Origin of the sequence: Marseilla massiliensis (assembly GCF_016899855.1) — a bacterium.
Taxonomy (GTDB): Bacteria; Bacteroidota; Bacteroidia; order Bacteroidales; family Bacteroidaceae; genus Prevotella.
Map to the genome: position 1 here is coordinate 1 of NZ_JACJJG010000024.1, position 23,919 is coordinate 23,919.

General features: G+C 46.4%; 21 protein-coding genes. 10 read left to right on the top strand and 11 right to left on the bottom strand.

What is annotated here, in order from left to right; translation table 11 throughout:
- Window positions 1–225 (top strand): transposase (locus H6A34_RS06280; RefSeq protein ID WP_205104226.1); only part of this gene is annotated, 225 nt, incomplete at its 5' end.
- A 248-nt stretch (window positions 226–473) separates the two neighbouring features.
- A complete protein-coding gene (locus H6A34_RS06285) occupies window positions 474–1,100 on the top strand; it encodes a nitroreductase family protein (protein ID WP_205104228.1) in 627 nt (208 codons plus the stop codon).
- A gap of 74 nt (window positions 1,101–1,174) precedes the next feature.
- On the opposite strand, the gene H6A34_RS06290 is transcribed toward H6A34_RS06285, so the two are convergent.
- The 5 genes from H6A34_RS06290 to H6A34_RS06310 form a co-directional block, all read right to left on the bottom strand.
- Window positions 1,175–2,422: an ABC transporter permease gene (locus H6A34_RS06290; protein ID WP_021947252.1), complete on the bottom strand. Its 1,248-nt coding sequence runs from the start codon at window positions 2,420–2,422 to the stop codon at window positions 1,175–1,177.
- Window positions 2,419–3,624, bottom strand: coding sequence for a pyridoxal phosphate-dependent aminotransferase (locus H6A34_RS06295; protein ID WP_205104230.1), 1,206 nt, complete (start codon window positions 3,622–3,624; stop codon window positions 2,419–2,421). The genes H6A34_RS06290 and H6A34_RS06295 overlap by 4 nt, the downstream gene beginning before the upstream one ends.
- A gap of 66 nt (window positions 3,625–3,690) precedes the next feature.
- Complete coding sequence (locus H6A34_RS06300) at window positions 3,691–6,036, bottom strand: putative porin (protein WP_205104232.1); 2,346 nt, start codon at window positions 6,034–6,036, stop codon at window positions 3,691–3,693.
- Window positions 6,033–6,263 (bottom strand): hypothetical protein, encoded by a 231-nt coding sequence (locus tag H6A34_RS06305; protein WP_021947113.1) that lies wholly within the window; start codon window positions 6,261–6,263, stop codon window positions 6,033–6,035. Before H6A34_RS06305 ends, H6A34_RS06300 begins: the two co-directional genes overlap by 4 nt.
- 34 nt (window positions 6,264–6,297) lie before the next feature.
- Complete coding sequence (locus H6A34_RS06310) at window positions 6,298–6,936, bottom strand: DUF4468 domain-containing protein (protein ID WP_021947114.1); 639 nt, start codon at window positions 6,934–6,936, stop codon at window positions 6,298–6,300.
- Window positions 6,937–7,711: 775 nt separating this feature from the next.
- Between H6A34_RS06310 and H6A34_RS06315 the strand changes: the two genes are divergently transcribed.
- The 6 genes from H6A34_RS06315 (at window position 7,712) to uvrA (ending at window position 15,224) form a co-directional block, all read left to right on the top strand.
- Window positions 7,712–9,055 carry a PBP1 and LysM peptidoglycan-binding domain-containing protein gene (locus tag H6A34_RS06315; RefSeq protein WP_205104234.1) on the top strand — a complete coding sequence of 448 codons (1,344 nt, stop codon included), beginning with the start codon at window positions 7,712–7,714 and terminating at the stop codon, window positions 9,053–9,055.
- A gap of 19 nt (window positions 9,056–9,074) precedes the next feature.
- Window positions 9,075–9,830, top strand: a complete 756-nt coding sequence (locus H6A34_RS06320) for a porin family protein (protein ID WP_205104236.1) — start codon at window positions 9,075–9,077, stop codon at window positions 9,828–9,830.
- Window positions 9,831–9,878: 48 nt separating this feature from the next.
- Window positions 9,879–10,256 (top strand): GIY-YIG nuclease family protein, encoded by a 378-nt coding sequence (locus tag H6A34_RS06325; RefSeq protein WP_205104238.1) that lies wholly within the window; start codon window positions 9,879–9,881, stop codon window positions 10,254–10,256.
- Window positions 10,257–10,648: 392 nt separating this feature from the next.
- Complete coding sequence (locus tag H6A34_RS06330) at window positions 10,649–11,311, top strand: hypothetical protein (RefSeq protein ID WP_205104262.1); 663 nt, start codon at window positions 10,649–10,651, stop codon at window positions 11,309–11,311.
- Between the two features lie 292 nt (window positions 11,312–11,603).
- Window positions 11,604–12,287: a T9SS type B sorting domain-containing protein gene (locus tag H6A34_RS06335; protein ID WP_205104260.1), complete on the top strand. Its 684-nt coding sequence runs from the start codon at window positions 11,604–11,606 to the stop codon at window positions 12,285–12,287.
- A gap of 108 nt (window positions 12,288–12,395) precedes the next feature.
- Window positions 12,396–15,224, top strand: coding sequence for an excinuclease ABC subunit UvrA (gene uvrA / locus H6A34_RS06340; RefSeq protein ID WP_205104240.1), 2,829 nt, complete (start codon window positions 12,396–12,398; stop codon window positions 15,222–15,224).
- Between the two features lie 114 nt (window positions 15,225–15,338).
- Here uvrA and H6A34_RS06345 read toward each other — a convergent pair whose 3' ends face one another.
- Window positions 15,339–16,382: a porin gene (locus H6A34_RS06345; RefSeq protein ID WP_205104242.1), complete on the bottom strand. Its 1,044-nt coding sequence runs from the start codon at window positions 16,380–16,382 to the stop codon at window positions 15,339–15,341.
- A 304-nt stretch (window positions 16,383–16,686) separates the two neighbouring features.
- Between H6A34_RS06345 and H6A34_RS06350 the strand changes: the two genes are divergently transcribed.
- Window positions 16,687–17,097: a secondary thiamine-phosphate synthase enzyme YjbQ gene (locus H6A34_RS06350; protein WP_021947121.1), complete on the top strand. Its 411-nt coding sequence runs from the start codon at window positions 16,687–16,689 to the stop codon at window positions 17,095–17,097.
- Window positions 17,098–17,204: 107 nt separating this feature from the next.
- Here H6A34_RS06350 and H6A34_RS06355 read toward each other — a convergent pair whose 3' ends face one another.
- Complete coding sequence (locus H6A34_RS06355) at window positions 17,205–19,064, bottom strand: SLC13 family permease (RefSeq protein WP_205104244.1); 1,860 nt, start codon at window positions 19,062–19,064, stop codon at window positions 17,205–17,207.
- Window positions 19,065–19,261: 197 nt separating this feature from the next.
- Here H6A34_RS06355 and H6A34_RS06360 point away from each other — a divergent pair, with 197 nt between their 5' ends.
- Window positions 19,262–21,394 (top strand): Tex family protein, encoded by a 2,133-nt coding sequence (locus tag H6A34_RS06360; protein WP_205104246.1) that lies wholly within the window; start codon window positions 19,262–19,264, stop codon window positions 21,392–21,394.
- 24 nt (window positions 21,395–21,418) lie between these two features.
- On the opposite strand, the gene coaW is transcribed toward H6A34_RS06360, so the two are convergent.
- The 4 genes from coaW to infC all read right to left on the bottom strand — a co-directional run bounded on the left by coaW (window position 21,419) and on the right by infC (window position 23,749).
- The gene (gene coaW, locus H6A34_RS06365; RefSeq protein ID WP_021949115.1) at window positions 21,419–22,261 is read right to left on the bottom strand and encodes a type II pantothenate kinase; all 843 of its coding nucleotides are present in this window, start codon (window positions 22,259–22,261) and stop codon (window positions 21,419–21,421) included.
- A gap of 129 nt (window positions 22,262–22,390) precedes the next feature.
- Window positions 22,391–22,735 (bottom strand): 50S ribosomal protein L20, encoded by a 345-nt coding sequence (gene rplT / locus H6A34_RS06370; RefSeq protein ID WP_021949114.1) that lies wholly within the window; start codon window positions 22,733–22,735, stop codon window positions 22,391–22,393.
- A gap of 32 nt (window positions 22,736–22,767) precedes the next feature.
- Entirely contained in the window at window positions 22,768–22,965 is a 198-nt protein-coding gene (gene rpmI / locus H6A34_RS06375; protein WP_021949113.1) for a 50S ribosomal protein L35, read from the bottom strand.
- Between the two features lie 79 nt (window positions 22,966–23,044).
- The gene (gene infC, locus H6A34_RS06380; protein WP_021949112.1) at window positions 23,045–23,749 is read right to left on the bottom strand and encodes a translation initiation factor IF-3; all 705 of its coding nucleotides are present in this window, start codon (window positions 23,747–23,749) and stop codon (window positions 23,045–23,047) included.
- Between the last annotated feature and the right edge of the window lie 170 nt (window positions 23,750–23,919).

The following is a 23,919-nucleotide window of genomic DNA, read 5'->3' on the forward strand; positions in this document are numbered from 1 at the left end:
AACTCGCTCATGGACCTGCACGACAAAATCCTGCTGCGGAAAAGGGCGCTCATTGAAACCGTCAACGACGAACTCAAGAATGTATGCTACATTGAACATACCAGGCACCGCAGCATTGACGGTTTTGTTTCCAACCTGATTGCAGGGCTTATCGCATACAACCTGCTTCCTAAGAAACCGTCACTCAATATTGACATCATTGATAAAAGCAGGCTTATTGCATAAGATTATTATACCGAACTCACGTTATATTACCTTCCGAAAGACGGTCTTTTAGAGCATGAAACACGGCCTTTTGCATGGTAAAATACGGCATATTACAAATCGATTGTTTTTCAATTGCAAAATCATCGAATTCACGTTAAATAATAGTTTGAAGTATTATAAAAACAAAAAAACAGCAGGCTACGTAACATAATATAGCTTTTTAGTGATATATTTGCATGAGAACTTTAACAAAACGAATCATGAAAATGAACAAAATCCGAACATTCGCTTTCGCCGCCACCTTAGGTTTTACGGCGTACTGCACGTCTGCATGCGCACAGGACGTAACTTTGCCTACACCGACCAAGAACGAAACGGCAGGCAGCCTGACAAAAGCGTTGAACGACAGACACTCTACACGTCAGTTTACCGACAGGCAACTGACGGACCAGACACTGTCCGACCTCCTGTGGGCTGCCGACGGAGTAAACCGTCCCGACGGCAAACGCACGGCACCGTCAGCGATGAACAGACAGGACGTGACCATCTACGTAGGCAAGGATGACGGTACTTTCCGCTACGACGCGGCTGCCAACAAACTCATAAAAATAGGCAGCAGCGACTTACGCATTGCTGCCGCTGACCGTAACAAGTTCATAAAAACGGCTCCGATAGTGCTCGTCATTGCTTCAAACAATAAGCTCACTGGTGGTAACAAGGCAATAAGTGGCCTCAATGTTGGCGCCGTAATGCAAAATGTTTACCTCTTCTGTGCCGCTAACGGGTTGTCTACCGTCTGCTGTTATGCAGGCGATGCTCCTGCAGAAATGCAAAAATTCCTCGGCATAAAAGAAGATATGGTTCCTCTGGTTTACATGCCCGTTGGATATTAAAGTAAAGGATGAAAAAATAAAGGACGAAGAATTAAAGGTCATATATTCAAAAACGCTTTAATTCTTCGTTCTTTTTATTCGTATCTCATTGACTTGGCAGGATGAATCATTGACGCCAGATAGCTCGGCCCTATCAGCACAAGGACGCTCACAAGAAGTGTAACAACATTGAGAAGTATTATTGCCAAGATACTGAATTCAACAGGTACGGTATCTACATAATATGTAGCAGCGTCAAGCTTTATGAACCCGGTAAACCTTTGCAGAGCCATAAGGCCAAGCCCCACAACGTTACCGATAAGCATGCCACGGCCTATAATAAATACCGCAAACCACAAGAAGGTCTTGCGTACCACGCCATTACGGGCACCGAGAGCCTTGAGCACGCCAATCATCGACGTACGTTCAAGTATGATGATAAGGAGTCCTGAAATCATGGTAAAGCCTGCCACGCACAACATCAATACAAGAATAATCCATACATTGAGGTCAAGCAGTCCGAGCCAGGTGAAAATCTGGGGGTTGGCGTCCTGTATCGTCTCAGACGAATAGGTTTCACCGTACTTGTCGACAGTACGGTTTACTTTCTTGACCACTTCATCCTCAACCACGTCTATGGCATTAAAATCTTTCACTGTAAGCTCTGCCCCTCCTGCTTGGTCAGGCTCCCAACCATTCAGGCGCACAGCCGTGTACAGGTCGGTAAAACACAATATATCATCAAATTGCGTCAAGTCAGTACGGTATATGCCTGACACCGTGAACCGCCTGACACGTACGTTACCGTTGTCTATAAAATAAGCGAACACCTTGTCGCCGGCATTCAGCCTCAGCCTGTCCGCCATAATCTTCGAAACAAGTATCTTATTAGTGCTTACAGTATCGCTAAACGCAGGTATAACGCCTTCCACCATGTTGTCATGGATGAACGTAGTATCGTAATCATTGGCGATTCCCTTGAACGCAACGCCAAGAAAATCGCTGTCGGTCTTGAGTATTCCCTGCTTTATGGCATATCTCTGGACATGCTTAACGCCATCGAGCGACCTTAAAACCCGCATCATGCTGTCGTCCATACATATCGGCGCAAGCTCCCTACCGTGCAGGCTCATGAAGTTGGCAACCGTTATATGGCTGCCGAAACCTATTACCTTGTCGCGTATTGTATGCTTGAAACCGAAAACAACACTTACCGATATAAGCATTACGGCCAAGCCGATGGCTACGCCGGCCGTGGCAATACGCATGGCCGGACGACTGACCTTCTGGCGTGAGTCTGTAGCCGAATACAGATGTTTGGCTATGAAAAGTGGCAGGTTCATTCTTCGTCTACTCTTCCTGGATAAGCTTCCAATGCCTTACGCAGCACAAACAAGGCGCGTGTAAGGTCTTCTTTCTTTAGCACGTACGCAATGCGCACCTGATTATGACCGGCCCCAGGTGTTGTATAAAAGCCGGAAGCCGGAGCCATCATAACCGTTTCACCTTCATAATTGAACTCCTCAAGACACCACCGGCAGAACCTCTCGCTATCGTCGACAGGCAGTTTTGCCACTGTATAGAAGGCTCCCATCGGTATTGGCGAATATACTCCTGGTATACGGTTCAACCCATCAATCAAGCATTTACGCCGGTCAACATACTCGTCATACACGTTACGGTAATATTCTTCCGGCGCATCGAGCGACGCCTCCGCCGCAATCTGTCCTATCAGCGGCGGCGACAGGCGTGCCTGGCAGAACTTCATAACCGCGCTGCGCACCTCGGCATTCTTTGTAATAAGCGCCCCGATACGTATTCCACACTCGCTGTAACGCTTGCTGACAGAGTCAATCAATACAACGTTCTGCTCTATACCTTCAAGATGGCAAGCACTGATGTAAGGCGAACCTGTATAAATATACTCACGGTAAACTTCGTCGGAGAACAAGTAAAGATCGTACTTCTTTACCAAGTCGCGTATCTGGTGCATCTCCCTACGCGTATAAAGGTATCCCGTAGGGTTGTTAGGATTACATATAAGGATGGCTCTCGTGCGGTCGTTGATCAACTCCTCAAACTTCTCTACCTTAGGCAGGGAGAAACCCTCTTCGATTGTCGTAGCTATTGTACGTATCTTGGCACCGGCCGATATGGCAAAAGCCATGTAATTGGCGTAGGCCGGTTCTGGCACGATGATTTCATCACCAGGATTCAAACACGACATAAAGGCGAAAAGTACAGCCTCACTTCCACCGCATGTTATGATTATGTCGTCGGGGGTTACATTGATGTTGTATTTCTTATAGTAGTCGACCAGCTTCGTACGATAGCTCAAATACCCCTGCGACGGCGAATACTCGAGAACCGTGCGGTCAATATTCCTTATTGCGTCAAGGGCAACTTGCGGAGTAGGCAGGTCCGGCTGACCGATATTCAGGTGATAGACCTTTATTCCACGTTGCTTTGCTGCAGCGGCCAAAGGCGCCAATTTCCTGATCGGAGACTCTGGCATCTCAAGACCGCGGACTGAAATCTGAGGCATTGTTAATATCCTTTCTTTATTATAAACAGCTGCAAATTTACTAAAACGAGCTGACAATACACAATTTTAATTAAAGAAATTCCACGACAACCCGAAACGGAATATACGCCCGTTAATAGGATAATGCGGAGCCAGGAAACCCTTGCCTCCACCTCCATTAATGTTACTCATCATTACGAAAAAGCGTGTATGTTTCAAGTGCATGTTGGCATAAACGTTCACAACGGGGAAATTCCCTATCTCAACGTTGGCCGTGCCGTTATCCTGCACTGTGTACTGACCGAGCGCAGGACTGTAGTCAAGAGCCTTATAGCTGGTGAAATAACGGGCGTCGCCGCCGAGGTCGACGGTCAATACGCGTGCTATCTTGAAGTGCAGGTACAGGTTGGTGTATATGTTGAGCATTGGCACGGGCAGCACGTTGTCATTACTTGATTTCTGGTAAGTAACCTGGCTTTCCCAGTTAAGCGGCCCGAAAGTAAAGTCCTGCGACAGTTGTGCCGTAAGCAGACTGAGATTACCCGAGTGCTGGCGAACTGTGACATTGTTGCCTGTCCGTCCGAAGTCATCCGTTATATTGTAACTTTGGGCAAAATATGTATAATTCTGCAGGTTATCATAAGCCACCCTCAATCTAGTTCTCGTACGTTTCAACGAGAATACTCCCTCGATATGTGTACGCAACTCCTGATCAAGGCCGTCGTTATCCCACCAGAAATGCTTTGAATGGTAATGACGGTAATAAAATGTAGGGTTCACCCTGTGGAAATAAGCATTGGCGGCAAGAGTCACAGTGTCCTTGAACAACCTGAAGTTAAGGTCTGCCGTACCGTCGATTTTCAGCTGCCCTGCATCCTCGCCAAGCAGCCATGTCTCAGCCGTGACGTTATAATGCAGCGTAGAACCTTGTGTTTTTATAAGCTGTCCGCCCACGCTCAGGTTGTGTTCGTTGTACGATGTCCGCCCGCCTACCGAGTCAGGAAGGGTAAAGTGGCGTAGGTCTGACGTGACGAAAGCCCTCAGGCCAGCCTTTGCCCACTTGTTGAAACCTTCGAGAAGAGCCACGCCAAAAGTGTTCTTCAGCGAATAATGGGTGGTGCGGTCATAGATTGAGTCGCCAAGAAATTTCTCGAATACCGGATAGTTATTGGCGTAATAGCCCTCCGGAGTGTCATAAGCCTGGTATATCCTCGTATAATTGTCGAATTTAAGCGTATGGATAAAGCTCGTTACAGGCACGTATTCATCCTTCATCCAGGTAGTGTCCATCTGCTCGCCCTGCGTTTGTTGCTCTCCGGCAGCAATCAGGCTGTCGGCCGTGGCTTTGTCGACCGATATTCTTCCGCCCAGCGCTTTCAGTGTGTCGGCTGGCTCATTGCCGGCTATGACAGCGTCGTCAGGACGTCCTGAATATGTCTTGCGCTCATCAAACTCGTCCTCGTTAAAATCGCGGCCCTCTTCCTTTGCTTTCTTGCGGGCCTCTTCCTTTGCCTTCTTGGCGGCATTCTCCTTTGCTGACTCCATGGCAAACTTCTTTGCCTTGATTTCGTCCTCGGTCATCTTGACTTTCCGCCTGAATCCGAAGCTGTACCTGTGCGAGAAGAATACGTGCTGGTTATCGTTGCGGTTCCAGTTTTCCGACAGGACCACAGGAATCTCGTTGTTACGGAAATTATCCTCAAAAGTCTCGGGATGGGTTATGTACTGGTCATCGGTAATACCACCGTTCTCGGCAACCTTCTCATGGTTCGTCGACAACAGGAGGTGCGCCTGGTAGCGCTCGCCGAGGTAGGAAGCGTACATGGAATAATTAAAGTGCGACGTACTCTGGTTCTGGAAATATCCACGCCCGTAGATGTAATCGAACTTAAAACCTACGCCCAGCTTCTTGCCGACGTTCACTCCGAACAATGCCTTAAAGTGGTTTTCGCCGTTTTCCCTGTTTCCGCACTCGTTATATGATATATTCGTGATGGGCGAAAGCGTATTGGTAAAATGAAACTTGTCCACTGGCGTTATGAAATAGTCATAAGGCTGAGTGAACATGAACTGCTTATTCTCGCCACGGTCTATGAATATACGGTTAATACGCGGCGACCCGAGATTGCCCAGCGTGTTGTATTCGCCACGCATTCCGGTGTCGAAAATCGAGTTCATGTACATATGCGGCAAGGTGTCCGGCTCGGCGGCGGTACGCTCTCCGAAGCGTTCGTCGACGGTCCACACCTTCAGTCCCTTTGGAATTTCCTTGTTTCTCGACGACAGGGAGTCGCGGTCGCGGGTTCTGTCACGGCTGTCGGTTGAGTTGGTAAACTCGCCGGTGTCAGTCAGCTGGTTGTAGTCCTGCGCCTCGGCAGGCATATACGCAAACAGCAACAACAAAGACAGTGCGGCGACAATCCTTGTCCTCATTTCATGAAACGGAATACACATTCTACAATCTTGAACACCATCGACACGAGAATGATTATCGTGCCTGTCTGTTTATCCCATTGAAAATACACTAATACACCTATGAGGGCCCCGAGCATGAATATCAAGTTCAGTATGTTTCGCAGCCGCAGATAGCGGTCTTCGCCGTTCTCGCGGCGGTGTTGCGGCCTGGCGTTGCGGGCCGTATTGTCCTGGTTCGTAAGCATTAAATCCTGATGTTTGTAAATGAACGGCAGCCAATTATTTCAAAACGGCTTCCTTGATTACGCTGAAGAGATAGTCCTTGCGGTCGACAGTCTTGCGGCGGAACTTTGCCGAACCGGCCACGAGCCGTGTCTTCTTGCGGTTAAGCGCGCTGTCGTCGTCAATCCACTCCTCGGCCTTGTACACATACCCGCCGTTACCCACGCGCTCCTCTTCATACCTGTAGGTTATTCGCCCGAGGGTGACGGTAAGGTGGTTGTCCTTGCAGTAGGCTATGAGGGTATAGTTGAACTTTGTCCTGTCAAGCATTAAAAACTTGTCAGTAAAGACGAGCCACTCCCTGATGTTTGCCACGACGATGTGCTCTGCCTTGTTGACCAACGCCACCTGGCTGCCTTCAAGCTGGTTCTCGGTCTTGGTCAAGTCGGTAAAACATTGCAACATTATATCGTAAATCTGGTCGGCTGTCTTGCCTGGCACATCCACGTCGAGTTGCCATTCTACCTTGCCGTCAACCTCAGGGACGGCTCCTGCAAGGTATTTGGCGTCAGGGTTTGGTTTCTCCTCCTGTTGTTCCTTCGCCTCGCCATTGCCAGCGTCGGGCCGTTCCCACACACCTTGTGCCATCGCGGCCAACGGCAACAGACAGGCCGCAAGAATAAAAAACAGTCTCATCAGTACAAAAAATATTTTTGCAAAGTTACGAAAATTAAACTTATCGACAAGACAAAAAGCATTATTTAACTATCCGAATGCCCAAAACGGTATGCCCTCAAGGCTTTAAGGACACGGCCTGCGGGCATACAGCCGGCCACAGCATGCAGCCGGCGAGCAGCTAAAGGACGGCTGTCAAGGCGGCTAAAGACCGTCTTTGACAGTGTAAAAGGCCGTCTTTAATGTTGCTAAAGACGGCCTTTTAGTCCGTAAGCAGAAACAAGGCAAACGATTAAAGACCGTCATTTTATATAGACTCATCCATAAAAACCGTAAGCCGCAACAGCATTAAAAGTTACGGTTTTCAACCGCCTCTCGTACCGGCAACGTGTCCATCCGATGAAAACGCCTGCAAAATTCTTTACGGCAAACCGTCAAGGCCATGACACCCGCATTCAAGCCAGGCGACTGCCTGGCTTGAATGCGGGTGTCATGTGGTCAACAATTTGTGATTGCCAGGTTTAGATGAATGCTCTGCCTACCTATTTTATATACATTGAACTACGTACGAACCATGCAGGTCATTTGTCATTAACTACTTAACGAGCGGAGCGAGCGATAACTCATTTGACTACTTTGACTCAAAAAAAACTTTGCATTCTGCCCGATTTGCGCCATCTTTAAATAACATAGGCTGCATCTCGGCAATGAAAATAAAAACTCGTTTCTCTCGCTTTTATTTTGCATTACGCTCGATTTGCACTATCTTTGCAACCACATAAAGCTAAAAAAAGACATGATACATTTTTCAAGATACATCATAACGGCGATAATGGCCGTAGTGTTCTGCGGCGTCGGAATGGCGCAAGACAACAAGAACTGGCGTGAAATGCACAAAGTAAAAAGCAAGGAGACGCTTTACGGCATAGCGCGCGAATACGGACTGACCGTACAGGACCTTGTAAAGGCCAACCCCGAAATGAGCTCGCCCGACTACAAACTCAAGAAAGGCGACTACATATTCATACCCTACCCCGAAGGAACTGCCGCGTCTAAAGCCACCAACGTGACCAAGGCCGAGGTTCCTGCCGGAGCACTGAGGGTGGGCGTGGTGCTGCCTCTGCATAATGTCGACGGAGACGGACGCCGCATGCTCGAATATTACCGGGGCCTGCTAATGGCATGCGAAGACCTGAAAAAAGAAGGTATGTCAATCGCCGTGAACGCATGGAACGTGCCTATCGACGCCGACATATACCGCACTCTCGTAAAAGACGACATGGCAAAGTGCGATGTCATATTCGGGCCGCTGTACTCCAAACAGGTTAAACCACTGTCATTCTTCGTGAAAGACAACAACATCAAGCTGGTGATACCATTCTCCATAACCGGAAACGATGTCGACACCAATCCCAATATATTCCAGGTATACCAAGACCCGGAGACATTCTTCGGCGACGTCATCAACCAGTTTGCCTACCGATTCAAGGATTACAACATTGTGGTAATCGACTGTAACGACAAGACGAGCGACAAGGGCGTATTCACCTTCTCGCTACGCAAACGGCTTGAGGAAAAAGGCATAGCGTGCAACGTCACCAACATCAACTCCGGTAGCGCCGGCTTTGCCCGCGCGTTCAGCGCAATCAAGCCCAACATGGTGGTGCTCAACACGGGCCGCTCGCCCGAGCTTAACACTGTAATAGACATGCTTGACGCACTTACAGGCGAGCACCCTGAGCTGAAGGTGTCTCTCTTCGGATACACGGAATGGCTGATGTACGCCAAGTACAACATGGGCAAGTTCTGCAAGTACGACACTTACGTCCCGTCAACGTTCTATTACAACTCATACTCCACAAAAGTCAAGAACTTTGAGGCACGATACCGCAGGACATTCAAGAGCGACATGATGGACTACCTGCCACGCTTCGCCCTTACGGGATACGACCACGGCATGTTCTTCCTGCGCGGACTACGCGCCAAGGGCAAGAGCTTCACCGGCGCGGACGAAGACCCTAACGCCCTACAGACGCCGCTCAGCTTCAAGCGGTCAGGAACAGGCGGAGGATACAGGAACAACAGCCTGCTCTTCATACACTACAACCGCGACAACTCTATATCCATAATCAACTTCTGACACAACCCTTCGACGATACATGCAGATACGCAAACTCATCATATCACTAGCCATGCTGGCTCCGGCAATAACGGTATCGGCACAGGTGGGGAAATACCGCAACGACCTGAGTATCGGCGTCAACGGCGGATATATATTAAGCAACGTGGGATTTACTCCGAAAGTCAACCAGACGTTCCACGGCGGAATCACCGGCGGCTTGTCGTTCCGATACGTATGCGAAAAATACTTCAGCACAATCTGCGCCGTACAGGCTGAGGTGAACTATGCACAGATAGGATGGAAGGAGGATATACTCGACATTAACGACGCTCCCGTAATAAACCCCGTAACAGGGCTGCCCGAGGAATACAGCCGCACGATGACATACATACAGATTCCCGTTTTCGCGCACCTGGGATGGGGACGCGAGGAGAAAGGCTTTCAATTCTTCTTCCAGGCTGGCCCACAAATCGGCTTCTGCATAGGCGAATCAACCAAGACAAACTTCAACGTCAACGACGCCAACGTTGACGAACGTGTGAACGACATTGTAGCACAATACACCATGGCCGTGGAAAACAAGTTCGACTACGGTATCGCCGCAGGACTCGGCCTTGAATATTCACACCCCAAGGTTGGACACTTCCAACTCGAAGCACGCTACTACTACGGACTTGGCAACATCTACGGAGACTCAAAGAAAGACTACTTCGGCAAATCAAACTTTGGTAACATTGTCGTGAAACTGACATACCTATTTGACCTCATAAGGACAAAGAACAGGGAGAAATAGGCCCCGTTGCGGAGATAACGGAGTATAAAAGCCACATTCCGTAAAGAAATGGAAATAAACAAAGGGTTCGTCTACATAATGGCAAGCAAACGCAACGGAACGCTTTACATTGGCGTGACAAACAACCTAATACGGCGTGTAGCGGAACACATATCAGGAATAAATAAAGGTTTTACAAATCGTTATTCCGTCAAGACGTTAGTATATTACGAACCGTTTTCTTCCTTTGCAACCGCTATAAAAAGAGAAAAACAGCTGAAAAGCCGGAAACGTGCGTGGAAAATAGCACTGATAGAACGAAATAATCCACAATGGCAAGACTTGTCAACGGAAATTGGTGTAGATAAAAGTTATGTAAAAGCAATATCCGACATGTATAAACAACTACATGAAGACTATAATCCAGATGATCAGGAACAACCATGACAGGAGGGACATATCGTAACAACCATAAATAGGATAATGCCATACTGCTCAACTCCATGCAGCAGTCTGTAACAAGACAGTCAACACATACAAGCCATACGGTATAGCGCAAGGCTGACGGTCATTAACAAGACATACAACACCCTACAAAATAGGCGGTCGCTATTGTCATTCCGTGTCAAGCACGGAATGACAAATGCATTGGCACTTATTAAATCCATTTGACAAAAGACAGACACTATATATAAGGTAAATAGACACAAATATTTAACAACTTTAACTATTCGTAAAGCTTATTCTTTTTCAAAAAATTTTCATTATTAGAAGAAATCTATTATATTTGCAACATTATTAAAAACTAATTTATTACTAATCTTTAAAAACAAACGATTATGAAAAAACTTTTTACGCTCGTTGCCATCGCCTTATTGGGTGGGGCTGTTTCTGTTAATGCACAGACAACAGATTGGAATTTCTCTAATTGGGAAAAAACAACATTAACTTCTACTTATACCCAAGATGGACTCACAATCTATGCAAATTCTGATGCAGACGTCACTATTGATGGTAATAAAAAAAGTATAGACGGCGTTGATTATACGCAACGTTTGAAGTTAGGAGGCGCAGGTACATTTGATGATAATGGCACACCTTCTGCAAGAGTAATTGCTTTTGATGTTGCAGGTGATTGTACAATATATATGGCTTTGATGTCCTCAAGTAGTTCAGCCATAAGAACTGTGTACGTTGATGCGAATGTGAACGGTACAAAAATAAATGTAGCAACATATAACGATGTTCAAGGTGAGTCTATTGAATCCAGAACCATCAATTATACAGGAGATGCAGGAACAATATATATTTATTCAGAAAGCGGAGGTGTTAACTTTTATGACATAAAATATACCCCGAGTACAAGTTCTGGCATTACCAACATCACAACCGAAGAACAGGCAGACCCGAATGCTCCAATCTACAACCTTGCGGGGCAGCGTGTGACAAAGGACACCAAGGGTGTGCTCATCCAGAACGGAAAGAAATTTATCAACAAATAAAAAAGAATTTTCTCTAAAAAGGCTTTCAATAGTCAAAACATTTTCATATTCATAATGAATTAAGCGTGAGCCCCATTCCTGCACAGGAATGGGGCTTCATCGTTAATGGAGCTCGCGCCATGCATATAGTCATATAAAAATGATGAAAAAGGAAGGGAAAATCAACTTTATTCATTAATTTTGCAGGATAAAACAATAACAGCAACAACCTTGATATATGAACTTTGCATACAATAAAAAAACATGCCACAACCGCTGTATAATATGCGTTGTGGCTATCTTGTCATGGCTTATGCTTATAATGCCGGCATGCGCGCAGACCGACAGCGAAGTGCCGACTATCAATCCTACGGCTACATACACCACCGATGACGGTGAGGAAGAGAGTGAGGACTACTCTGGTAACGCCCCTCTGCCAGGCGTATTCCGTGCCAATCCGGAAAATGTAGGGGAATACACAGCCTCATACGAATGGCACTTTACCTTGGAAGGCGAAGAGTCACCATACCTGACACGATATGAGGAAGACACAGAATACACCTTCACACAAGCAGGAACACATAACATAGTGCTTTACGCGACATTCGTTAACGGTACTGATACCATCGCCTATACCGAGGAATACTGGGCCGAAAGAGGGCCATTGAGGGTAAGCATTAGCGAGAGCCAACTGGAAATGCCAAACGCGTTCTCGCCCAACGGCGACGGTATAAACGATATATACAAGGCAAAAAGCAATTATCAGTCGATAGTGGAATTCCACGCCTACATCTTCAACCGCTGGGGACAGAAGCTGTATGAATGGAATGACCCTGCCGGCGGATGGGACGGGAAGTACAAAGGTAAAGACGTTGCCCAAGGCGTTTATTTCGTATTGGTCAAGGCGCGCGGGGCAGACGGACGAGAGTTCAATATCAAGCGCGACGTAAACCTGTTGAGAGGATACACCGAAAGCACCGGTACGATAACGGAATGAATCAAAGGTGAGAAGATAAGAAAGTGGAAAGGCGAGAATGGCAAAAAGGAATTATGCCGCCACCTCTATTGTGAACGATGAACGTGAATTATGAATTAATCAAGGATTATGACTGACGAAAAGATAAATGTCTGGGGGGCACGTGTACATAACCTCAAGAATATAGACGTCGAGATACCCCGAAACAGCTTGACCGTTATTACCGGACTGAGCGGTTCCGGCAAGTCGTCGCTTGCCTTTGACACAATCTACGCTGAAGGACAGCGGCGCTATATCGAGACATTCTCGGCATACGCCAGGAATTTTCTCGGAGGAATGGAGCGTCCTGACGTTGACAAAATAACGGGACTGAGCCCCGTTATCAGCATTGAGCAAAAAACTACGAACAAGAATCCGCGCTCTACCGTGGGCACTACCACCGAAATATATGACTACCTGCGACTGCTGTACGCCCGCGCAGGTATAGCATATAGCTATGCCACTGGCGAGGAGATGGTTAAATACACCGAAGAGGACGTGCTCAAAATGATTCATGAACGGTACAGCGGCAAACCGATATATATCCTCGCTCCGCTGGTACGTAACCGTAAAGGACATTACCGTGAACTGTTCGAAAGCATGCGCCGCAAGGGATATTTATACATTAGAGTTGACGGAGAACTGAAAGAAATCACCCGAGGAATGAAGACCGACCGCTACAAAAACCATAACATAGAGGTCGTTGTCGATAAGCTGAAGGTTCAGGACAAGGACGACGAACGGTTGAAAAAAAGCGTATCGTCGGCCATGAAACAGGGTGACGGACTACTGATGATAATGGAGAAAGACACCAATGAGGCAAAATATTACAGTAAAAGGCTTATGTGCCCCACAACTGGCATATCATATGGCGACCCTGCCCCAAACAAGTTCTCATTCAACTCTCCTGAAGGCGCATGCCCGAAATGCAAAGGTCTTGGATACATCAACGAAATCGACATAACAAAAGTCATGCCTGACAGCGGGCTATCCATACGCCAGGGCGCCATAGTACCGTTAGGGAAATACAAAAACCAGATGATATTCTGGCAAATCGAATCAATACTGGAGAAATACGGTTTCGACCTCAACGCTCCGGTAAAGGACATTCCTGACGAGGCAATGAGCGAGATAATGTACGGTTCGATGGAGAACGTACGCATACGCAAAGAACTCGTACACACATCAAGCGACTATTTTGTAGAATTTGACGGCGTAGTAAAATACCTGCGCAGCGTGATAGAGAATGACGACAGCGCAAGCGGCCAGAAATGGGCTGACCAATTCCAGACCGTATGCCAATGTCCTGAATGCAAGGGGCAAAGACTCAATCGTGAGTCGTTATCATACAGGATTTGGGACAAAAACATATCTGAAGTGGCCGACATGGACATTGACGAACTGAAAACATGGCTCATAGAGGCACAAAAACACCTTAACGAAAGGCAACGACGCATTGCCGACGAAATAATAAAGGAAATAATAACAAGGATAGACTTCATGCTCGAAGTCGGCCTCAACTATCTTTCGCTTAACCGCCAATCGGCAACCCTGTCGGGAGGAGAGAGCCAGCGCATAAGGCTTGCTACGCAAATCGGCTCACAACTTGTAAACGTATTATACATACTTGACGAGCCGAGTATAGGCCTGCACCAACGCGACAACGACAGACTGATTAAGTCGTTGAAAGAACTGCGCGACCTCGGCAACACCGTAATCGTGGTAGAACATGACAAAGACATGATGCTCAATGCCGACTATATTGTCGACATAGGTCCGAAAGCCGGACGCAAAGGAGGCGAAGTTGTATTCCAAGGCACACCGGCAGAAATGCTAAAGACGCACACCATCACCGCACAATACCTTAACGGAGAAATGAGCATTGAGATTCCTGCCAAAAGACGGGAAGGCAACGGCAAAAGCATAACACTGCACGGAGCCTCGGGCAATAACCTTAAAAATGTAGACGTTGATTTTCCTCTCGGCAAGCTGATTGTAGTTACAGGAGTGAGTGGCTCCGGTAAATCAACACTGATAAACGAAACACTGCAACCTATACTAAGCCAACATTTCTACCGTTCGTTAAAGAAACCTATGCCGTATGCTTCGATAGAAGGACTGGAGTTTGTCGACAAAGTGGTAAACGTAGACCAAAGTCCGTTGGGCCGAACTCCACGCTCCAACCCAGCGACATACACCGGAGTGTTCAGCGACATACGCTCGTTGTTCGTCAACCTGCCCGAAGCCAAGATACGCGGATACAAACCCGGACGTTTCTCGTTCAACGTGAAAGGCGGCCGTTGCGAGGCTTGCGGCGGCAACGGATACAAGACAATAGAAATGCGCTTCCTGCCGGACATCATGGTGCCATGCGAGGTTTGCCACGGCAAGCGCTACAACCGTGAGACCCTCGAGGTTCGTTATAAAGGAAAAAGCATTGCTGACGTGCTCGACATGACCATCAACCAGGCTGTTGAGTTTTTCGAAAACGTGCCCGACATTCTACGCAAAATAAAGACTATACAGGACGTAGGATTGGGATACATCAAGCTCGGACAACCCTCAACAACCCTTTCAGGCGGCGAAAGCCAGCGCGTAAAACTCGCTACGGAACTAAGCAAGCGCGATACGGGCAAGACTATTTACATACTCGACGAACCAACAACAGGGCTTCATTTCGAGGATATACGCATATTGATGAATGTTCTTCAAAAGCTCGTTGACCGCGGCAACACGGTAATCGTCATCGAGCACAATCTTGACGTAATAAAACTTGCCGACTATATTATTGACATGGGGCCTGAGGGCGGACGCAACGGCGGAGTTGTTTTGTCCACTGGAACGCCCGAGGAAGTGGCGGTGAGCGATAAGGGATTCACTCCAAAATTCCTCAAAAACGAGTTACATATAACTAATTAGCTGACAAGTTACGGGCTAACCAACAAACAAGTTGATATATTATCCGTAAAGCAGACGAGCAGACAAGGCAAATATCCCTGTCTGCTCGTCTGTTTATAGTCAATCTGTCGATAATCAGAAACGTGTCATAAACTCTATTACAATCTTGTCACGCTCCGAAGGTTTTGCAATAGCTCCCTCACGATAGAAATACTTTTCATAGTTAAGGCGGATGTCAGAAACGAACGGCAGTGACAAGCTGAAGGTCAAGCCACCCGTCAGTCGCGAGCGCTGATAATCATTGATGGTCAACGCACCCGACGTATCCTCGTCTCCATCGGCGTTATAACGTATACCGTCACTATGGTCGCTCATATAATCATAACGCACCAACGGCGTTATTTTCTTGAAAAAACACTTACGTAACGGTATGTCGTAACTTACGAACGCGTCAACCGAATGTACTGCGTCAAAAGCATCATCAGCATAATGCTTATACAGGTATTCAGCCTCCACATGCCATCCGTGCGCATGATAGTACGCACCTGCGTCATACATCATTATGCCAACATTATCAGGCTTGATTTTCTGGGTGCTCAACGTAATGTTAAATCCACGCGGAAGGAAAAACTGCGCCTTGGCTGAAAAGTTGATGTTGTTAGTCCAGAAATCCTTTTGGTCGGTAAGTCCTGACCCGTTAAACATTCCAGCCTCCAGTTTAATAGGAATGCCCGCATTGAACGAATATCCCAAAGTTGCACCGACGTCACGCACGTTGCCCACCTGCTTGGCAATGAACGAGCGGTTGGCAAAATACTGCATGTGCGGCGAACGGTGGGCGTCGATTGTAAACGGCACTCGCATCTGGCCTATCGTAAAATCAAGACCGCGCACCGGCTTCAACCTTGTATATGCGTCAAGCATTTTTATCTGTCCTTCATCAGACAGGTCGATTTCCGCCTTATAAGACACTATTTTCGTAACATTGCCCTCAAGGCTAACGCGCGCATTGCGTACCTGGAAACGGCCGTCACCCTCCTCCGTCTGGTATTCGTACTTGCCACGGATGGTACCATGCACTTTCAGTGTAAGATCCACCTTGTCATCGTCGTCATCAGCTACAACGGGAATAGCCGTTAAAAGAGCCAATGAAGCTATAAAAAAATACTTTGCATTCATACTATGTACGGTAATTTTTTGCAAATTTAAGCATTATGTATTACAAAACCGTTACAAAACAAATAATGAAAAATGAAAATAAGAAAAACAAAATGCCGCATTTTAGCGTACGAAAGACGGCAAACAAGAGAACAAAATGCCACCTATCACAACGCAATATACGGCATATTAAAATGGCCGTGATATATTGACACCAACGAAATGCATACATGCCGCCCATTATACCGCATAAGAAAACACACTCCGGGTGGCTGTTTTTTCCTATTTTTCTCTATCTTTGCAATCCGTAATAAAACCGTTAATCATGACAGAACAAGTAGAGATAATCCTGAAACCGAGGCCTCGCGGATTCCACCTAATAACGGACGAAATCATGGCTCAGCTGCCGCCACTTCCGGAGAAAGGCCTGCTCAACTTATTTGTAAAACATACAAGCTGCGGACTTTGCATAAACGAAAACGCAGATCCAGACGTACGCTATGACATGGAAAGTATATTCAACCGCATTGTACCTGAAGCGCAGCCGTATTACAGCCATACGTTAGAGGGACGCGACGACATGCCGGCACACGCGAAATCGGTAATATCAGGAGTCAGCCTCACCATACCGATTACGAACAGGCGCCTTAATCTCGGCACATGGCAGGGGGTATACCTATGTGAATACAGGAATCATGGCGGGACTCGCAGGATTGTGGCAACGATTATAGGCTAAAATTAAGAATATTCTTTAATTAAGAGTTAAGAATTAAGAGTTAAGAATTAAGAAAGATAGCTTGTTGGTTGTCTACAATTTCTTAATTCTTAACTCTTAGTTCTTAATTAAAACGGGAACAGCAACGGCAACACGAATACCATCACTATGCCGATAACCAACTGTAGCGGAAGGCCAACCTTTATGTAATCCATAAACGAATAACGGCCTGCCTGCATAACAAGAGCATTCGGCGGAGTGGCAAAAGGCGATGCAAAACACATACTTGCGCCCAACGTAACAGCAAACAGGAACGGATACGGGCTAAGCCCTATCTCTGTTGCCGACGTAAGGGCAATGGGTGCCATAAGCACTGCTGTAGCCGTATTACTGATAAACATCGTAAGCAACGATGTGGTGAAATATATACCGGCAAGCAACACGAAAGGACCGTAACCGCCAAGCCCGCTTACAAGCGAATGTGATATAGCGGCAGACGCGCCTGTCTTCTCGAGCGCGACCGACATCGGCAACATTGCGCCGATAAGTACAACACTCTCCCAATTAATAGTCTTATACGCCGCCTCGACATTTCGGAAACATCCTGTAAGCACCATCAGTACAGCCGCTATCATGACGGCCGTGACAGGAGCTACGGGAATAAAGTCGAAAACCATCAGTACTATCATGAGCAACATGATTGCGGCTGCAAGTGGAGCCTTATAGTCAAGAGTAACCTTCGCCGCCTCCTCAAGCGGCTGCCCCAATACAACCCAATCGTCTTCCTCATTGCCGAGCAGGCTTATGTTAGCCCACGTGCCCTGCACCAACAGCACATCTCCGCCATGCAGGCGCACGTCAGGCAAATCGTCCATTATGTACTCACCGTTGCGGCGAATCCCTACAATATTTATATGGAACTTCGCCCGCAGGCCTGAATCCTTCACCAAGTGGTTTACAAGGCTCGACGTCGGCAAAAGAACCATCTCTGCAATACCTATATCATAGAAATCAAGCCCGCCCTGATTTGCCGACAAACCAGAACTGCCAGCCTCCGGCACGGTAAGAGAATATTCATCGGCGAAACGGTCTGCCTGTTCCTTCTCGCCGGACAGATAAATTATGTCACCCTCACTGATGACTGTCCGAGGCCCTGCGAGCATTTGGTTGACATTCTTTATTATTCCCTTCTGGCGCGTTGTCTCGCGCCTTACCTCAAGCACGGTCAGACCGTAGCGGTTGTGTATGTCAAGTTCGGCAATGGTCTTACCTTTAATTCCTGAGTTTTTTCCTACGATAAACCTCGAAAGGTTATCGGCAAGCCTGTATTCCTCAACAAGTTCTTCCAATGACTTAGTCCTGCGCTTCTCATTATCCCTGCCTTCACCTTTCTTTGCCAAGAACCATTTACTCAACGGCAAAAGAACGATAATACCTATAACTATACATATCAGTCCTACCGGTGTAAAGGCAAAAAAGTCCAACTGTTCATATCCGGCACTAGTCAATACATCCTGGATTACGAGGTTAGGAGGCGTACCGATAAGCGTAAGCATTCCGCCCAGGCTGCTTGCAAACGCAAGCGGCATAAGCAGGCGCGAAGCGTTGACTCCTGACTTGGCGGCAAGACTTACCACAATGGGCAACATCAAGGCAACCGTTCCTGTATTGCTGACAAACGCACCGATAAATGATGTCACCACCATGATCAGCAGAAACAAACGCAGCTCGCTGTTACCGGCCAACTTGAGCATGCGCCCGCTTATCATCTTGGCAAGGCCTGTCTGAAATATCGCACCGCCAACAACAAAAAGGCCGACCATCATTATAACTACTGAATTAGAAAAGCCCGACAATGCTTCATCGGGAGTAAGAATGCCGGAAACCATAAGCAGGATGAGGGCACACAATGCGACCACATCCGAACGTATTTTGCCTATGGCGAAAAACAACGCCGTCACGGCAAGTATAACTAATGTAAGAACCATTATTTTTTAATCATCAACAAATTCATGTCCGTAAAGGCCCAAGTGGCCTGAGCCTGTATACTTCACCTTTATTTACAGTTACAAAGATAGGCATTTTAGTTGAGCATGCGCCACCGTGGCAATATTTTTTACTAACCTTTAACTCGTTTATCATAAAAAAGTGTACTTTTGCAGCACATAAAAACAAAACATACAACATGAACAAATTTGCCAAAAGAATATCCGAGGCATTAAACCTGGCAGAACGTGGCGTTGACAACACTCTGCAATTACTTGACGAAGGCTGTACCATTCCATTCATAAGCCGCTACAGAAAAGAACGCACCGGAGGACTGGACGAAGTACAGATCACGTCGATAAGCGAGCTTAACGACAAGCTGAAAGAAATTGAAAAACGTAAGGAAACTATAATAAAAACAATAACCGAGCAAGGAAAACTGACGCCTGAACTGGCTAAACGTATCGATACTTGCTATGACACGGCCGAACTGGAAGACATTTACCTTCCATACAAGCCCAAACGCCGCACACGCGCACAAGCAGCAAGAGAGCGTGGGCTCGAGCCTCTCGCTACTATAATAATGCTACAGAATGAACACAATCCTGTAGAGATTGCCAAGCGTTATGTAAAAGGAGACGTTGAGAGTGTGGCCGAAGCTATTAACGGGGCACAAGATATCATTGCCGAAAACGTAAGCGAGGACGAGAGGCCAAGAAAGCTGCTAAGGTCGGCATTCAAGCGAGAAGCCGTTATAACTTCAAAAGTTGTAAAAAGCAAGGCCGACACGGATGAAGCCGCAAAATACTCTGACTATTTCGACTTTTCCGAGCCCTTGCGCCGTTGCTCGTCGCACCGCCTGCTGGCAATGCGCCGCGGCGAGGCTGAGGGAGTCTTGCGCGTAAGCATAACTCCGGCTACAGATGAATGTGAAAAAAGAATTGAACGTTTATTCGTAAAAGGATATAAGGCATCGTCCAAACTCGTGGGTGAGGCTGTGGCCGACGCATACAAAAGGCTACTTAAACCATCTATCGAGACTGAATTTGCGACAATCAGCAAGGAAAAGGCCGATGAAGAAGCTATCCGCGTATTTTCAGAAAATTTACGCCAACTGCTACTCGCCCCGCCATTGGGACAAAAGCGCGTAATGGGCATTGACCCTGGCTTCCGCACAGGATGTAAAGTAGTATGTCTCGACGCACAAGGAAACCTTCTTTACAACACGGCGATTTTCCCTGATTTCTGTAAACATACATCCAGTTCCAAAGCAGGAATACAAGTCGTGGAAATTGCCAAGAAATATGGAATCGAGGCTATTGCCATCGGTAATGGTACTGCAAGTCGTGAAACACAGGCTTTCATAAACGGCCTTCCGTTCATACAGGAAATTAAAACATTCGTAGTCAGCGAGGATGGAGCCTCGGTATATTCGGCCTCGAAAACAGCACGAGAGGAATTCCCTGACAAGGATGTAACCGTACGTGGAGCGGTAAGCATTGGACGCAGACTTATAGATCCATTGGCAGAACTGGTAAAAATAGACCCCAAAAGCATTGGAGTAGGACAATATCAACACGACGTTGACCAATCAAAACTGAAGAAAAGTCTTGACCTTACCGTAGAAAGCTGTGTCAACAACGTTGGCGTAAACCTTAACACGGCAAGCAAACATCTGCTAACCTATGTAAGTGGTCTCGGCCCTACCCTTGCACAAAATATAATTGACTACCGCACCGCCAACGGCGCATTTACGTCAAGACGGCAATTATTAAAGGTTCCACGCCTCGGACCGTCTGCATTTGAACAATGCGCCGGTTTCTTACGTATACCGGAATCGGACAATCCACTCGACAATACGGCAGTCCATCCGGAAAGTTATGATATCGTCGAACAAATGGCCCGTGACCAAGGCTGTTCTGTAAAAGAGCTAATCAAAGACAAGGAAAAACGTAAAAACATAGATTTAAAACGTTATATTACAACTAATGTTGGTATTCCTACCCTTACCGACATAATGAAGGAACTGGAAAAACCAGGACGTGACCCTCGTGAACAGATTGAAGAATTCAAGTTTGACGAAAACGTACATACCATTGAGGACCTGTATGAAGGAATGATACTGCCTGGAATCATTACTAACATAACAAACTTCGGTGCCTTTGTCGACATTGGGGTACATCAGGACGGATTGGTACACATTTCACAAATGGCAGACCGCTATGTAAGCGATCCAACACAAATTGTCCGTCTACATCAACACGTCACCGTACGCGTAACCGAAGTTGACCGTAAACGCAATAGAATATCATTGTCGATGAAAGGCCTATAACCCTCATCGACAATGACACATTAATCACAACGCCTCGGTTGTATATCTATCATCAAAATAACTAAGTGCAGCACCTATTGCCGTACAAAATTCAGCATACTCGGGAATTATCAGCTTTACCCCATAGAGCTTCTCTATCGGTGGAAATACCATACGACACTGTGGAAGCAACGTCAAGTTGCCAATCATGACATACTCACGGATACTGCTACCTATCGATGCCAACACTGCCGATTGCCCGACCGATTGAAGAACTGTCCATATAAGACCTATTGCTATATCTTCACGTGACGCGTCACTTTTGGCATTTCCAAACAGGGATGCAACAGCTGTCATTGGCAAACCAGGCAATGGACGTGCACTAATATCTCCAATACGCAAGTTGATGTTTGACACATTACCACGCACTGCCATATCCGACACCGCCCGTATATCGTCTGTCTTAAGCAAAAGACGTGACAGCCCCTGAAGCGTCCCGCCGCCAATACCAATACCACCGATATGTTCAATACGGTCACCGTCACAACGTATAAGTGATGTTCCCGTACCCATACTTACCACGATTATATGGTCCTTACCTGATACGTGACAAGCACCAAGGCCATCTGCTACAAACTCTCCGGCCTTATCGGTAGGCAAACCATAAACAGGTTTGCTGATATAAGCAGAGCCCACTCCCGTAAGCATGACATGCTCCACATCAGTAAGCTGGATTTTATTGTCGTAAAGATACTTGCCAAAAGCTCCGTAAAGAGATGTGACAGGGTCCGTTGCCTTAATCCGCATTGGCGAGACTACGTTACCTCCAGAAATTCCAACAATTTTTGTAGTGCTGATACCTACATCAATTCCTATTACTATTCCCATTGTTTATATTCGAATACAAAAAACAATACAAACTGAATGCTATTACTTCAAGCAATAAAGCCACAACCTCCGGATGGATACGGAAATTGTGGCCTTTACTCATTTTACAGTATATAAACAGGCTGTAATTTACTTTACTTTATCAACAATAGCCTTGAAAGCCTCGGGATTATTAACTGCGAGGTCGGCAAGAACCTTACGGTTGATTTCAATACCAGCCTTGTGCAGTGCACCCATCAATGTTGAGTAGCTCATATTCTCAAGACGTGCTGCGGCGTTAATACGCTGAATCCACAGAGAACGGAAATTGCGCTTCTTGTTACGACGGTCACGGTAAGCGTATGTAAGACCCTTCTCCCAAGTATTCTTCGCTACTGTCCAAACGTTTTTTCTTGCTCCGTAATAACCACGGGTAAGCTTTAAAATTCTTTTTCTCCTTGCTCTTGAAGCAACGTGATTTACTGATCTTGGCATAGTTTTTTCCCTTTAATTTTATTAGACATAGATTAACGGAGACGCAGCAAGTCTCTCACCTGCTTCATGTTGCTCTTGTCAACAAGTGTCTGATGAACAAGATTACGCTTTTGTTTCTTAGTCTTCTTTGTCAGAATGTGACTGTGGTAAGCGTGATGTCTCTTAATCTTACCTGTACCGGTGAAGCTAAATCTTTTCTTTGCACCGGAATTTGTCTTTTGCTTTGGCATTTTTTAATTGATTTAATTGTTATTTACAGCTGTGGCAACGTATATACCAGGACGTTACGCACATTATTCTCTTTCATTATTATTTATCGCCATCAGCTCCTTCACTGAGCTTCTTTAAGGCATCTACTCCATTTTTCGCATTGGCAAACAAGCCACCGCTTGGGATGTTTTCCGTGGAATCTACATCCAGAGCCTGTTCTGATTGTGCTTTTGCCTCTGCCTCGCGGCGCTCGCGGTCAACCTTTTGCTGGCTTTTCTTTGCCACTCCAGCCTTCTTCGGGCTCAAGTACAAAAACATTTTCTTACCTTCAAGCGCAGGCATTTGCTCTACCTTTCCATATTCTTCAAGGTCATTAGCAAAACGTAACAACAAGACTTCTCCTTGTTCCTTAAACAGTATTGAACGGCCGCGGAAGAACACAAACGCACGAACTTTATTACCTTCTTCAAGGAATTCCTTAGCGTGCTTCAGCTTGAAATTATAGTCATGGTCATCAGTCTGAGGACCGAAACGAATTTCCTTTACCTCTTGCTTAACCTGCTTGGCCTTAAGTTCCTTGGCACGTTTTTTCTGCTGATACAAGAACTTGCTATAGTCAATGAGACGACAAACCGGCGGCTGCGCATTTGGCGAAATCTCCACAAGGTCTACGCCTTGTTCACGTGCCATATCCAATGCCTGGCGTGTTGGTATTACTATAGAACCGTTATCGCTTACGATGCGGACTTCCCTTACGCGAATCTGCTCATTCACGCGGTAATGATTGTTTTTGTCGTGCTTCATTCAACTGTTTTACGAATATTTTTTGAAAATCGGTTGCAAAGTTACCACAAATCGGTCAAATTGCAAAACTTATTCAAAAGAAAATTAAGAATTAAGGGTTAAGAATTAAGAAAATTTACAATACTTATATTCTCCATAAATGGGAAAAGCATATTTTCTTAATTCTTAAC